The sequence below is a fragment of the uncultured Gilvimarinus sp. genome, from assembly GCF_963972205.1.
GTDB classification, from domain to species: Bacteria; Pseudomonadota; Gammaproteobacteria; order Pseudomonadales; family Cellvibrionaceae; genus Gilvimarinus; species Gilvimarinus japonicus.
In genome coordinates this window covers 78,879-93,176 of record NZ_CAXAUC010000002.1, presented here as the reverse complement: position 1 = coordinate 93,176, position 14,298 = coordinate 78,879, and the positions used below count along the sequence as shown (strand labels likewise).

Here is a 14,298-nt window from a genome sequence, read left to right as displayed (position 1 = left end):
CTGTCCACTGAGGCGTCTTGTTATGGGTTATCGTACGGCGCAGTCCAGATGGAGGCCTCACTTCACTCCTCCGGGTGCGTATGATTGCGAGAGTCATTACCCGATAAAAAAGCCGGTCTAAAGACCGGCTTTTTTATTTAAACTTCGAGGTAATCCAGTATTCCTTCGGCGGCCTCGCGGCCCTCCCAAATGGCAGTTACCACCAAGTCAGAGCCTCGCACCATATCACCACCGGCAAACACTTTAGGGTTGGTGGTTTGAAACTTAAACTCTTGCTCCTCTGGCGCGACAACGCCGCCCCAGCTATTAACGTCAACCTTTTGCTCGGCCAACCACTCGGGCGGGCTCGGGCGAAACCCAAACGCCACCAAGACAACATCGGCCGGCAGGATCTCTTCACTACCCGCAATAGGTTCGGGACGACGACGACCATTCTCGTCGGGCTCACCCAACTGAGTGGTAACGACCTTAACGCCTTCGACTTTATCTTCACCGACAATGGCAACGGGCTGGCGGTTAAACAAAAACTCGACGCCTTCTTCGCGAGCGTTTTGCACTTCGCGCTTAGAGCCCGGCATGTTTTCTTCGTCGCGACGATAAGCACAGGATACTGACTCGGCACCTTGGCGGATCGACGTGCGATTGCAGTCCATCGCGGTATCACCACCACCGAGCACCACGACGCGTTTGCCACTCACGCTAACAAAGTCGTCTTCACTTTTTTCAAAGCCAAGGTTGCGATTCACATTCGACACTAAAAACGGAAGAGCATCGTACACGCCAGGTAAATCTTCACCGGGGAAGCCGCCCTTCATGTAATTGTAAGTACCCATACCCATAAACACGGCATCGTACTCACTCATCAACTCTTGCATGGTAATGTCAGTGCCGACACTGGTGTTAAGGCGGAACTCAACACCCATTTCAGTAAAAATTTCTCGGCGCCGAGTCATCACAGACTTTTCTAATTTAAACTCGGGAATCCCAAAGGTCAGAAGGCCGCCAATCTCTGGGTAGCGATCGAACACAACAGGCTTGACGCCGTTACGCACTAACACATCCGCGCAACCTAAGCCCGCCGGGCCAGCACCAATAACCGCGACTTTTTTATCGGTCCACTTTACTTTAGACATATCTGGGCGCCAGCCCATGGCAAAGGCGGTATCGGTAATATATTTTTCTGCGTTGCCAATTGTTACGGCACCAAAGCCGTCATTCAGCGTACAGGCACCTTCACACAAACGATCCTGTGGACAGACCCGACCACACACCTCGGGCAGTGTGTTGGTTTGGTGACTTAGCTCGGCCGCCTCAAAGATATTCCCCTCAGAGATTAACTTTAACCAGTTAGGAATAAAGTTGTGTACCGGACACTTCCATTCACAATAGGGGTTGCCACACTCAAGACAGCGATGGGACTGGCCCGCCACTTCCTCTTTACTGTATGGCTCATAAATTTCCACAAACTCATGTTTGCGAGTCTGGATGTCTTTTTTCGACGGATCCTGACGGCCTACATCAAGAAACTGAAAATTATTACTCAAACGTTCGGCCATAGTTAATGCCTCTAAACTGTTAAACCCAACGGGGTTATTCGCCGCGCGTCTTAACGCTTTCCAGCAGACTTTTTACGCTGGCGGCTTTGGGTTTTACTAACCAGAATTTACCCACGTAATCATCGAAGTTGGCTAAGAGCTTCTCGCCCCAAGCACTGCCGGTCTCTTGGATAAACTCTTCAATGACGCCGCGCAAATGGTGACGGTGCGCTTCTAACGACTCGGTATCAACCCGGTGGATCTCCACTAGCTCGTGGTTGTAACGGTCGACGAATTGATTGTGCTCATCTAACACGTAGGCAAAACCGCCGGTCATACCTGCGCCAAAGTTAACACCCGTATCACCCAGCACGGTAACAACGCCGCCCGTCATGTATTCACAACAGTGATCGCCGGCACCTTCGACTACAACCTGCGCACCCGAATTACGTACCGCGCAACGCTCGCCCGCGGTACCTGCGGCAAACAACTTGCCCCCGGTAGCACCGTACAAGCAGGTGTTACCCATAATGCTGGTAACATTTGACGCGAACTCAGAGCCGGCTGGAGGACGGATCACGATCTTGCCTCCGGCCATGCCTTTACCGACGTAATCGTTGGCATCACCCTCGAGGTACATTTCAAGACCGCCAGCATTCCAAACACCAAAGCTCTGCCCAGCAATACCGGTCAAATTAAGCTTGATGGGGTTGTCGGCCATGCCTTGGTTGCCGTGACGCTTAGCGATCTCACCGCTTAAACGGGCACCAATAGAACGGTCACAGTTGGTTAGGTGAAAACTAAACTCGCCGCCCGATTTTGCTTCAATGGTAGGCAAGACTTCTTTCACCATGGCTTCTGCCAACTCACCCTTATCGAACGGCGTGTTACGCGATACCGCGCACAACTGTGGCTTCGTCGCCAAAAATTCATCAGTATAAATAATGGGGCTGAGGTCCAGCTGTTTCTGCTTAGCTGTATTGCCTTCAGTCAGCGCCAACAAATCTACGCGACCGACCAGCTCGGCCAAGGTTTTCACACCCAAGTCAGCCATCATCAGGCGCACTTCTTCGGCGACGAAGCGGAAAAAGTTTTTCGCCATTTCGACAGTGCCGATGTAATGCTCCTCACGAAGTTTTTCGTTTTGGGTGGCAACACCGGTAGCGCAGTTATTTAAATGGCAAATACGCAGATACTTACAACCCAGCGCCACCATCGGCGCGGTACCAAAACCAAAACTCTCGGCACCTAACATGGCCGCTTTAATAACGTCCAAGCCAGTTTTTAAACCACCATCGGTTTGCACCCGTACTTTGTCGCGCAAGTCGTTGGCGCGCAGAGTTTGATGGGTCTCTGACAGGCCCAGCTCCCACGGCGAGCCAGCATAGCGAATCGAGGTCAGCGGGCTTGCTGCGGTACCGCCATCGTAACCAGAAATAGTAATCAAATCCGCATAGGCTTTCGCCACACCGGCGGCGATTGTGCCGACGCCGGGGCGAGACACCAACTTAACCGACACCAACGCGTCAGGGTTGACCTGCTTTAAGTCGTAGATCAACTGCGCTAAATCTTCGATCGAATAAATATCATGATGCGGCGGCGGCGAAATTAGCGTTACGCCGGGCACTGAATAGCGCAACCGGGCAATCAAGGCATTCACTTTACCGCCGGGCAGCTGGCCGCCTTCGCCGGGCTTAGCGCCCTGAGCAACCTTAATTTGCAGCACTTCGGCATTAACCAAATAATGCGGCGTCACGCCAAAGCGGCCCGAGGCAATCTGCTTAATTTTAGACACCTTGTTGGTGCCAAAGCGGACCGGGTCTTCACCACCTTCACCGCTATTTGATCGCCCTCCCAGAGTGTTCATGGCTTCAGCCAGAGCTTCGTGCGCCTCTGGCGACAGCGCACCTAGCGACATACCGGCCGAGTCAAAGCGTTTAATAATACTCTCGATTGGCTCGACATCATCCAGCGCTATAGGCTTGTTGACACCGCCTTGCACCCTGATTAAATCGCGCAGCGTGGCAACCGGGCGAGTGTTCACTAGGTCAGAATACTTTTGCCACAGCTTCCAATCGCCGGTTTGCACGGCGTCTTGTAAGGCCATGACCACGTCGGGGTTGAACGCGTGATACTCTTGTCCGTGCACATATTTAAGCAAGCCCCCCTGAACAATAGGCTTGCGATCCAACCAAGCGGTTTTCGCCAAGGCTTTTTGATCGTTTTCAATATCTTCAAAACGAGCACCCTTGATCCGGGATGGGGTGCCGACAAAACAGGTATCAACCACTTCGTCAGCAAGACCAACCGCCTCAAATAGTTGCGCGCCACGGTAAGACGTTACGGTAGAAATCCCCATTTTTGAAAGGATTTTCAACAAGCCCTTATCAAGGCCTTTGCGGTAGTTTTTATAGGCGTGATCAACGTCGGTCAACAACTCACCTTTGTTCAGCAAGTCATTCATCACGTAGTAACTAAGGTACGGATAAACGGCGGTAGCGCCGTAACCGATCAAGGCGGCCACTTGGTGTGAGTCCCGCGCGGTGCCAGTTTCAACAATAATGTTGGCATCGCAGCGCAAGCCATTTTGCGTCAGGTAATGGTGTACCGCGCCAGTCGCCAGCAATGCGTGAATCGGCAGCTGACCTTGCTTAAGCTCCATATCGCTAAGCACTACTAATACTGTGCCGCCGCGCACGGCCTCCGCCACGCGCTCACACAAGTCATCAATGGCTTGCTGCAAGCCTTTTTTAAGCGGGTCATAGGTCAGCGCAAATGTCTCTGCCTTGTAATCGCTACGGCCCAAATTAGTCAGCGCGCGAAATTTGGCAGGAGACAACACCGGCGAGGCCAAAATGACACGGTTGGCGTGCTCTTCGGTTTCTTCGTACACCGATAGCTCGCGCCCGACACAGGTCTCGAGCGACATGACAATGGCTTCGCGCAGCGGATCGATCGGCGGGTTTGTCACCTGCGCAAATTGCTGCCTAAAGTAGTCGTAAACCGAGCGTTGTTTACTGGACAGCACGGCCATTGGGGTATCATCCCCCATTGAGCCAACAGCCTCTTGGCCACCTTCGGCAAGCGGGCGCAATACTTGATCGCGCTCCTCAAAGGTCACCTGGTACATTTTCATAAACGCCTTCATATCGGCGCCCGACAAACCGTTCTCGGCGACGTCAGTCTCTAGGGTAGACTCGATACGCACGGCATTGTCTTTCAGCCAGCGCTTATAGGGCTGCCCCTCTTTAAGCTGCTTGTCGACATCGTGCGTATGAAACAGCTCGCCCGTCTCGGTATCAACCGACAAAATCTGACCGGGCCCTAAACGACCTTTAGCAACTACGTCTTCAGGCTTGTAGTTGTATACGCCAACCTCCGAAGCCACGGTGATAATGTCGTCTTTGGTGATAACCCAGCGCGACGGACGCAACCCATTGCGATCCAATGTACACACAGCATAGCGGCCATCGGTAATCACGAGGCCGGCCGGGCCATCCCAAGGCTCAACGTGCATGGAGTTATATTCATAAAAAGCGCGCAAGTCTGAATCCATATGCTCGACATTCTGCCACGCCGGTGGCACCAACATACGGACGGCGCGATGCAGCTCCATACCACCAATCAGCAGCACTTCAAGCATATTATCCAGGCTTGAAGAGTCCGAACCGGTACGGTTAACCAAAGGCGCCACATCGGCGATATCAGGCAACAAAGGCGTCGAGAATTTATCGGTGCGCGCAACTGACCAGTTGCGATTTCCCATAACCGTATTGATCTCACCATTGTGAGCCAACATCCGAAACGGCTGAGCCAGCGGCCACTGCGGGGTGGTGTTCGTTGAGAAACGCTGATGGAAGACACAGATCGCAGTCTCGAGACGCTCATCGGCAAGGTCGGCAAAAAACTGCGGCAAATCTACCGGCATCATTAAGCCTTTATAAGACAGTACCGTGGTGCTCAAGCTTGCGATATAAAAGGCCGGATCATTTTGCAGCGCAATCTCCGTGCGCCGGCGAGCCATCAACAGCTTGGCGCCCACCTCGGCGTTACTCAGGCCATCGGGACTGTTGATAAAGACATGATTAAACAGCGGCAGTGACTCTAGGGCGATAGGTCCAAGGCAACTGCTATCTACCGGCACCTCTCGCCAGCCTGCGACACTCAAGCCTTCATCCGCGATTGCGCGCTCCAGCAGCTCGCGCGCGGCATCAGCTTTGGCCGCGTCGCGACTCAGCATCACAGAGCCAACCCCATAGATATCGGTCAAGGGGGTGGCAAATGACTCCGCCGCCACCGCACGCATGAAACTGTCGGGCTTTTGCAGCAACAGACCACAGCCATCCCCAGTTTTACCGTCAGCAGCAATACCGCCACGGTGAGTCATGCACGTCAATGATTCGATCGCGGTCTCGAGCAGACGATGGCTGGTCTTACCCTTTAAATGGGCAATAAGACCAAATCCACAGTTGTCTTTAAACTCGTCCAACCGGTACAGGCCAGTGGTCATACGCTGTCTCTCAATTTCAGTATCTGTAGCAACCCGCCGTCACACAAGCTTTGGCGGTGCCACCGACAAAAAAGCCCCTAAACGAGAGGGGCTATTACAAATGGGCGCAGAATATTACCCGCTCAGGGCCATTTAGGCAAGCGGGACAGTGGCGCGAGAGTGCCAAACCTACAGACAATAAGGCCGGCGAGAATGTACGATAAGCCGCGTGGTACGGGCCTTTAGTGTCAGGTTATTGCCAATCGCCGCAAGATGCAAGATCGGCGACAAAACGAGAGGCACGATAACCGAGAATTTACACGCAAAACGGCCAACAAAAGCCTGAAAACAAAAGAAATTTGTGAAAATGTGCCACTATTCCTCTTTTTCGGCCCTTCGCCCCTTTATCCTGCTTGCGATTTACGCTAATTTAGGCGATACAACTAAATATTGGGGCGCCTACGCCCTTAAAACCCACGCTTGGGTGTGCTGCGCCCCACTTTAGGTGGCTTAGCGTGCACGACAGCGGCCAAACACAATTACAACGCCGGCAACCAGGAATTCAACATGCGGATACAACAACTTGGGTCAACGACAATAAAGTTAACCTCAGCGCTTGCCCTTTGCCTGGGCCTTGCGGCCTGCGGCGGCGGTAGCAGTGGCTCAGCGCTCGACGACTATAATGGCAATGGAGGTGGCGGCAATGGCGATGGCGATACCAGTAATGAGCTGGCGCAGATTGGCACTGGCAGCGGGGCAGACTTCCGCCCCGGAGAAATTAACGTTGGCATTGGCGATAGCGAACTGTCCGCAGGTGGCAACACACTACTCAGTGTCAATGTAGTAAACAATGGCAGCCTGATTACCGATAGCGTCCAAGTCACCTTTAGCTCCACCTGCTTTGCCAATGGCGAAGCCCTATTTGAACCTCAAGCCGGCTTAACTTGCGACGCAGACTGTCCGACCAACATTGTGGACACCAGTAACGGGCAAGCCACCATCCGCTACATAGCGAACGGCTGCTTGGGTACAGACAATATAAAGGCGACCACCACTTACGGCGGCTCGGTGATCAGCGCCAACGGCACTGTTAGCATTGCCTCAGATACCGTCACCAGCCTCAGCTTTATTGACGCGTCGCCATCGGTCATCACCCTAAAAGGCTCTGGCGGCGAAGAAACTTCGGCGCTGCGCTTTCGCGTGCGAGGCAGTACAGGCGCACCAATTAAGGATGTCGGTGTCGACTTTTCCCTTAGTCGCACCAGCGGAGGACTAAAACTGGTAAATGAAAGCAGTACCTCTGACGTGGATGGCTACGTTTATACCACCGTGCAATCTGGCAGCGTACCAGGCCCTGTACAAGTAACGGCTACCACCACCGAGACGGGCATCTCGACCCAGTCATCCAGCCTCGTACTCTCTACCGGCCTGCCGGACCAGAATAGCTTTAGCATGTCCGCCAGCCGCCTTGCCCCGAATAGCTGGAACATCGATGGTGTCGAGTCGGAAATCATTATCCGTACGGCAGACGCGTTTAATAACCCCGCCCCTATCGGCACGCCAATTTACTTCACTACCAACGGTGGAGCCATTGAAGGCGAGTGCTTTATTCAACCGGAAGAGGACTCCCCCAATAAAAGCTCGGGTGCTTGCAGTGCCACCTGGCGCTCACAGGACCCTAAACCCGAAACTGACGAGGTGACACCAGGATCACCCTTCCCGTTTTTGGTGGATGAAGAAAACCTAACGCTCATCTGCCCTAACGGCCAGTTGGCTGGGCACGGCTCTGAATGCCGCCATGGCCGCCTAAAAGTTGTCGCTACAACCTTGGGCAATGAGTCTTTTATTGATACCAACGGCAACGGCCTTTACGACCACGAAGAAGATGAGTTCTACACCAGCACCAGCCCAGAAGGAAACACCACCAAACGGGCACAAAACTGCCTACGTAACGAGCCCATTTCGGGCTTGGCGTCGCGCCCAGTGTCTTCCGGCACATCTGATGCACGAGGCTGTGACGATATAGGCGACCCCTACATTGACCACAATTTTAACGGCCAATACGATAAGGACGAAGAAATCGCCACCATTGACGACAAGTTTGATGCCAGCTACACACCGGCCAACGGCCTATACAACGGCCTACTTTGCCGCCAAGAAGACGTCGACGCCGGCAACTGCTCGCGCGAGCCAGTGCTGGTTCGAGCAGATACGACCTTAGTCATGTCGTCTTACAACTTACTGCGCATGCCCGACGGCGGCCTACCAGGCCAGCCAGATGAAATTGTCCTCGGCCCCAACGAGACCGTCGCCTTTACCATGATGGTCGCCGATCAAAATGGTAACGGCATCCCCTATGGCTCCTCCACCGAAGCCTATGACGAAACGGCCTTTGAGATGGAGGTTGTAGTCAGCCCCGAAGGCGATTGGCCCGAAAGCCAAGAATACGGTTACGTCACCGTCTTTGTGACTTCGAGCGACGAGCCACCATCAGGCGCTGTCGGCGTTTCGATCAGCAGACCTTCGGGCGACGGAGAAGATAACGAGGGAGGTATTACCAGCACTTTCTTGATTCCTGTTCGAGCTGAGGGGTTTGAGGTCGAAGAGTAAACTACCCCAAAGCGATAAGACAAAAAGCCTGCCTTACGCAAGTAAGGCAGGCTTTTTTATTTTACAAAGCTGACTTCACCTCCTCATCTTTCCAGCGCAGGTAAAGCGCAATTAACCTTTTCAACCGCATCCGATTTGGCGTTCTGTTGATGACGCCGCAGCGGCCCCACTTACCACAACCTGCTCAAACCCGATAAAAAGGAACTTTACTGTAATAAAAAGGGACAGCATGTTGCGTCCCTTTTTATTAGACAGCCTAAGGACACCCCGCACAGCCCTTTGAAACTTCATTACTATTTTGTCAGCTCAGCCTGTAGCTCTTTCACCTTCCTAGGCCAAGGCCCCGCTTTAACCTGTTGTGCCGGCAAATTAGAGGCCGCCTGCTTCGCCCGGGCAAGAGAGCTATAACGTCCCTCCAAGACGATAAACCAAGGCTTATCCGAGCGCTCAGTCGCCATCACCCGCAAATGGTCACTATTGCTCTGGCGCTGCACGTAGGCTTTGGCGGCATCTCGGCTAGACACGCCCAATACTTGCAGCGAATAAGCTGAGGAAGGCCACGAAAGAATTTCGGCTTCATCATTTGCCCACTCAACGACAGATGCTGCGGCGCTAGAGGAGGTGGGCACTTGGTTCGCGACGGAACTTACGACATTTGACTCGGCTCCCTTTGGGACGGAGTCCTGTGTTTTAATATCTCCTGCATCCTGTGCGGACAGACTGTCAGTCTCGGACTCTGGCACCGGAGGCGCATCAATTACCGTAGAGCCTTCAACGCTCATCATCCTAGTGCTCGCTTTTTCAGCGGAGGAGCGCACCTTAACCTCGGCACCAGTTTCGCCGCTTCCACCCATCGCTGACGTGGTAACTGAGGTGGTTTGCGTCGTAGACTGGGCGGCAGGCTTTTTAGGCGAAACAACCTGCTCCGCCGGTACCGAGAGGCGTTTAACCACAGCATTAGACTTATCTCCGTCGCTATCACCCTGATACAGATATACCAACCCCAGCGCCGCTAAAAGCCCTGCCACTGCGGCTATATGCATAACCGGTAGCGCACTCTTTTTATTAGCTCGCTCTTCGGCATCAAGCTCCGAGGGCCGGCCCTGAAGATCCAACTGCGCCAGCTTCAGAACCTTATCCAAACGACCGTCAGCCTCTTGGCACAACTGTTCAACTTTCCCTAAGCTAAATAATGGCTCACCCAAAAAGCCCGCTAGCTCCATACGGTAATTCAACATGGCGGTTACATCGGGTGCCGTCATCAGAGGAAAGACTATATCCTGCACCGCAACGTCCGGCATTTGAAATTGATCAAGCCGATGCGCTAACTCTAACTCTGAAAATAAAACAAAACTAAATGGTCGACTATGGCCAGCGGGTACTTGCAGCAAGCTAACGAGCGCAGCCAAAGTATCGTCTGCGAGTAGATGCGCGTTATCCAATACCACCGTAACGGCTAGCGCTTCATTGCTGCCGTTAACAATAGTACGCAGTTGCGCAAGCAGTTCCCCCATGCTCGAATCAGCCGAAACTGGTAGGGCAAGAAAGTCCGCCAACTCCAACAGTAACGCGTGAGCCGAGCTGGCAACCGCCACATCCAGCAAAACACTCTCTTGGATCGCAATCAGCTGAGCGTAAAAGAACTTAGCAAACGCGGTTTTACCTGTACCGGCGGCGCCGGACACGACAACAAAGCCGGCACTAAACTGGCTTGCATGAGTAATTTGATCGGCCAAACACTCTAGATCCGGTGTTACATAGAAAGTGTCATTGGCAAACGGATCACCTTCAAGACCAAAACGCTCACAGTATTCTGGGGTCATTCAGCTTCTCCTGTTCGCTTAGCGGCAAGCATTGATGGTCTGACTCAGAAGATCTCTGTCAATATCGGACGTGACAAACGCTTGCCCTAGCTGCTTTACCAACACCAATCGCAAGCGCCCATCTTGCACTTTTTTATCGACCGACATCAGCTCAATAAATTGCAACTCGCTCATATTTTCGGGCGCCGCCACCGGCAAGTTCGCACGTTCAATCAGCGAAGTGGCCCGCGCCAAGTCAGCCTCACAAATCAGCCCCATCCGCTGCGATAAGTCCAGCGCCATAACCATCCCTGCACCGACTGCCTCGCCGTGCAACCAGTTACCGTAACCTTGCGCAGTTTCGATAGCGTGACCAAAGGTATGCCCCAAATTCAAAATAGCTCGAATGCCGCCCTCGCGCTCATCCTGAGCCACAACCCGCGCTTTATTATCGCAGGACCGCTCAATACAGTAACTTAGTGCATTCGCATCCCCGGCCATCACCCGATCGATATTGGCCTCTAACCAGACAAAAAAGTCATAGTCGCAAATAATGCCGTACTTAATAACCTCGGCCACGCCCGCAGAGAGTTCGCGCGCAGGCAATGTTTTCAGCGCCGCGACGTCAGCCACGACTGCCTGAGGCTGGTAAAAGGCGCCAATCATATTTTTACCTAGGGCGTGATTGACACCAGTTTTACCACCCACCGACGAGTCCACCATGGAAAGCAGCGTCGTTGGTATTTGAATAAAACTAACACCGCGCTGGTAGCACGCTGACGCAAAGCCCGCCATATCCCCCACAACGCCACCACCAAGGGCTATCACCGTAACCGTTCGGTTAAAGCGACTTTTTAGCAACTCATCAAATATAAGATTAAGCGTATCAAGGTTTTTGTACTGCTCACCATCAGGCAAAACAACCGACTGTACCTCGAATTCACGGCTACCCAGCGCGCGCTTAAGCATGGGCAAGTAAATTTTAGCCACAGTATCATTGGTCACGATGCAAACCTGCTGACCGCCAATATACTCGGCCAACAAATCGGCACGATCAATTAAGTTAGTACCAATAAAAATAGGGTAGCTGCGCTCCCCAAGGTCAACGGTTAGGGTCTTCATAATTAGCGTCTTTGAAATGGTGATGGATGTTCTAATACAGAGGCTGTACTTTAGCACACAGACGGAAAAGCTGGCAGGCAGAGCGCAAACCCTCCCCAAATCACTAATTCAGGGAAGTTGCGCCAAGATCTCGGCTACGGCAGCCTTTGGGGAAAAACGATCAGTGTTGAGTCGAACATCAGCGACACCGCGATACAACTCATCTCGGGCCGCGAGGATTTCTATGATCTTTTCACGGGGGTTATCCACTTGCAGTAAAGGGCGTTTTTTATCACGAGAGGTTCGCTCCACCAACTGCTCTACCGAGGCGGTTAAATAACAAACCAGCCCCTGCGACATTAACTCACAGTTTGCAGGCTTGGTAACAATCCCACCGCCGGTGGCGATAACGCAAGGGGGCTCAGCGACCAAATCTTGCAGAACACCGGTTTCGCGCAACCGAAATCCCTCCTCCCCTTCCATATCAAAGATCCACGGAATATCCGCACCAGTGCGACTTTCAATCACACGGTCTGTATCGTAAAAGGGGACATTCAACTCAGAGGCAAGAACTCTACCGATAGTCGACTTGCCGACCCCCATGGGGCCGACAAGAAATACGTGCCGATCTAGCATAGCGTTATTCGGTTAAGCTCTCAGCCATAATGCGCGGGGTAATGAAAATCAACAACTCACTTTTCTCCGATGTTTTAACATCGCGGCGGAACAAGCGCCCAAGATAAGGGATATCACCCAAAAACGGGACTTTATCCACACCGTTTAACTGCTGCATTTCAAAGATGCCACCGAGAACAATGGTCTGCCCATCGGACACCAGCACCTTAGTATTTAAGCGCGTAATATCAATAATAGGCACACCAAACTCGGTGTTAAATTCGGCTAACAGGTCCTTCTTAATAGCCAATTCCATAATAATGTTGTTGTCGGGCGTGATCTGGGGCGTTACATCCAGCTCCAACACCACCTCTTTAAAAGATGCCGCCGTTGCACCACTGGCAGAGGCCTCTTGGTAGGGAATTTCACTACCGGTAGAGATGGTAGCGCGCTGTTTATCGCCGGTAATAACCTTAGGCTGCGAAACAATTTCGGCATAACCGTTATATTCCAATGCCGACAACTCAAGGTCCAAGTAGGCGTTATCAGTTAGCAGGCCAAACGCGATACTGCCTACCGGATTAGCAACACCCATATCCACCATCATGTTCTCTTCCAGATTTATGGAGCCGCCGCCGTAAATAAAATCGGCGGGAGAACCTGGAGATGAGTCCAAACCACCGGTAGAGCCGCCCACCTCCAACAGCGCATCGGATGAAAGACTGGCACCTACGCCCCCCCAGCGAACCCCCAACTCCTCACGGAAGTCTTTATTGGCAATCACTAAGCGTGCCTCAATCATCACCTGCCGGATCGGAATATCAATTTCCTCGACCAAACGCTTAAGAGCATCAATACGCTCAGATGTATCTGTCACAATTATCGAGTTAGTTCGCTCATCAACTACAGCTTGGCCACGTCCCGACAAGATACTACCTGTGGCGCGACTGGCAGGCCCATCTGAGCCGCTCGCGTCGCCGCCGCCATCCCCCTGAAACAGTGCAAAAATCTCTTTGGCACTGGCATATCGGACACGAATATATTCGGTACGCAGCGGCGCCAACTCTTCTAGCTGGCGTTTGGTTGAAAGCTCTTGGCGCTCGCGCTCGGCAATCTCCGACGCGGGTGCCACCATCAACACATTACCCACCTGACGCTTGTCCAAGCCCTTGGTCTTTAACACCATATCCAGCGCTTGATCCCAAGGCACATTATCCAAACGAAGGGTAATACGCCCTTGCACAGTATCAGAGGCGACTAAGTTCAAATCGGTAAAATCCGCGATGATCTGCAGTACCGCTCGCACCTCAATATCCTGAAAGTTGAACGACAAGCGCGAGCCAGTGTATTCAAAGAGACGCTCTTGCTCCGCTTTTTCCGCTGGGGTCAGGGGTTTAACACTAATGACATATTGATTGTCCGTTTGATAAGCCAAATAATCGTAATCACCATTGGCCGACACATCCAGCACCACATCGCCACTGTCGCTGCTAGCCGAAATAATCGCCACGGGCGTGGCAAAATCCAGCACATCTAAGCGGCGACGTAACTCACCAGGCAAAGACGTATTAGCAAAAGTGACTCGCAAACCGTCGGCCGTATCGCGCATATCAGCACTGATACGGTCAGTGGACAAATCAACAATAATACGACCCTCGCCGGCATCCCCCCGCCGGAAGTCAATGCCGCTTATGGCGCGCTCTGCGCTTGTACGCGGTTGAGTGCTCGCGGCACTATCGGTCACGGGCTTACGTGCAGCCACTTGACGAGAGCCAGTACCGCCTACCTCAATGACATAAGAGTTGCCATCAATGCGAGAACTATAGGTACTCAGGCTTCCAAGATTCAAGATCAATCGGGTACGGCCACCCGAGGTCAGTACTAGAGCGCTTTTGCCATTATCAAACGCCAACGGGAATCGCCGCTCTTTCAGCTCGCTTTCGACCTCTGGGAAGTCCAATACGATGCGCGCGGGCGACTCAATCGTGTAACCCTGAGGCTCCGGAGGAGCTTCATCAAAGCTCAAGCGCACCTCGAATCGTTGATCAGGCAGCTCCGCAAACCGGATGTCATCAAGGCTCGCGGCCCCCGCAAAGGGAGACAGCAGACAGACCAAGACTAACGCGACTGTTTTTCTCATTTTTAA

General features: G+C 52.8%; 7 protein-coding genes. 1 reads left to right on the top strand and 6 read right to left on the bottom strand.

Annotated elements, in window-relative coordinates; genetic code table 11:
- Positions 1-137: 137 nt before the first annotated feature.
- Both AACY82_RS04950 and gltB read right to left on the bottom strand, forming a co-directional pair.
- Positions 138-1,556 carry an FAD-dependent oxidoreductase gene (locus AACY82_RS04950; RefSeq protein ID WP_339615674.1) on the bottom strand — a complete coding sequence of 473 codons (1,419 nt, stop codon included), beginning with the start codon at positions 1,554-1,556 and terminating at the stop codon, positions 138-140.
- A 34-nt stretch (positions 1,557-1,590) separates the two neighbouring features.
- On the bottom strand, positions 1,591-6,045 hold the full coding sequence (gene gltB, locus AACY82_RS04945; protein ID WP_339615673.1) for a glutamate synthase large subunit: 4,455 nt from the start codon (positions 6,043-6,045) through the stop codon (positions 1,591-1,593).
- A 546-nt stretch (positions 6,046-6,591) separates the two neighbouring features.
- Between gltB and AACY82_RS04940 the strand changes: the two genes are divergently transcribed.
- A complete protein-coding gene (locus AACY82_RS04940; protein WP_339615672.1) occupies positions 6,592-8,634 on the top strand; it encodes a hypothetical protein in 2,043 nt (680 codons plus the stop codon).
- Positions 8,635-8,927: 293 nt separating this feature from the next.
- On the opposite strand, the gene AACY82_RS04935 is transcribed toward AACY82_RS04940, so the two are convergent.
- The 4 genes from AACY82_RS04935 to AACY82_RS04920 all read right to left on the bottom strand — a co-directional run bounded on the left by AACY82_RS04935 (position 8,928) and on the right by AACY82_RS04920 (position 14,292).
- Positions 8,928-10,457: an AAA family ATPase gene (locus tag AACY82_RS04935; protein ID WP_339615671.1), complete on the bottom strand. Its 1,530-nt coding sequence runs from the start codon at positions 10,455-10,457 to the stop codon at positions 8,928-8,930.
- Between the two features lie 18 nt (positions 10,458-10,475).
- The gene (aroB, locus tag AACY82_RS04930) at positions 10,476-11,558 is read right to left on the bottom strand and encodes a 3-dehydroquinate synthase (protein ID WP_339615670.1); all 1,083 of its coding nucleotides are present in this window, start codon (positions 11,556-11,558) and stop codon (positions 10,476-10,478) included.
- Positions 11,559-11,666: 108 nt separating this feature from the next.
- Entirely contained in the window at positions 11,667-12,173 is a 507-nt protein-coding gene (gene aroK, locus AACY82_RS04925) for a shikimate kinase AroK (RefSeq protein WP_339615669.1), read from the bottom strand.
- A 4-nt stretch (positions 12,174-12,177) separates the two neighbouring features.
- Positions 12,178-14,292 (bottom strand): type IV pilus secretin PilQ family protein, encoded by a 2,115-nt coding sequence (locus AACY82_RS04920; RefSeq protein WP_339615668.1) that lies wholly within the window; start codon positions 14,290-14,292, stop codon positions 12,178-12,180.
- Between the last annotated feature and the right edge of the window lie 6 nt (positions 14,293-14,298).

Bases quoted from the DNA above. Each gene is read 5' to 3' on its own strand.
- AACY82_RS04920 (WP_339615668.1), bottom strand. From the start codon at position 14,292: ATGAGAAAAACAGTCGCGTTAGTCTTGGTCTGTCTGCTGTCTCCCTTT.
- AACY82_RS04940 (WP_339615672.1), top strand. From the start codon at position 6,592: ATGCGGATACAACAACTTGGGTCAACGACAATAAAGTTAACCTCAGCG.
- aroB (WP_339615670.1), bottom strand. From the start codon at position 11,558: ATGAAGACCCTAACCGTTGACCTTGGGGAGCGCAGCTACCCTATTTTT.
- AACY82_RS04950 (WP_339615674.1), bottom strand. From the start codon at position 1,556: ATGGCCGAACGTTTGAGTAATAATTTTCAGTTTCTTGATGTAGGCCGT.
- gltB (WP_339615673.1), bottom strand. From the start codon at position 6,045: ATGACCACTGGCCTGTACCGGTTGGACGAGTTTAAAGACAACTGTGGA.
- AACY82_RS04935 (WP_339615671.1), bottom strand. From the start codon at position 10,457: ATGACCCCAGAATACTGTGAGCGTTTTGGTCTTGAAGGTGATCCGTTT.
- aroK (WP_339615669.1), bottom strand. From the start codon at position 12,173: ATGCTAGATCGGCACGTATTTCTTGTCGGCCCCATGGGGGTCGGCAAG.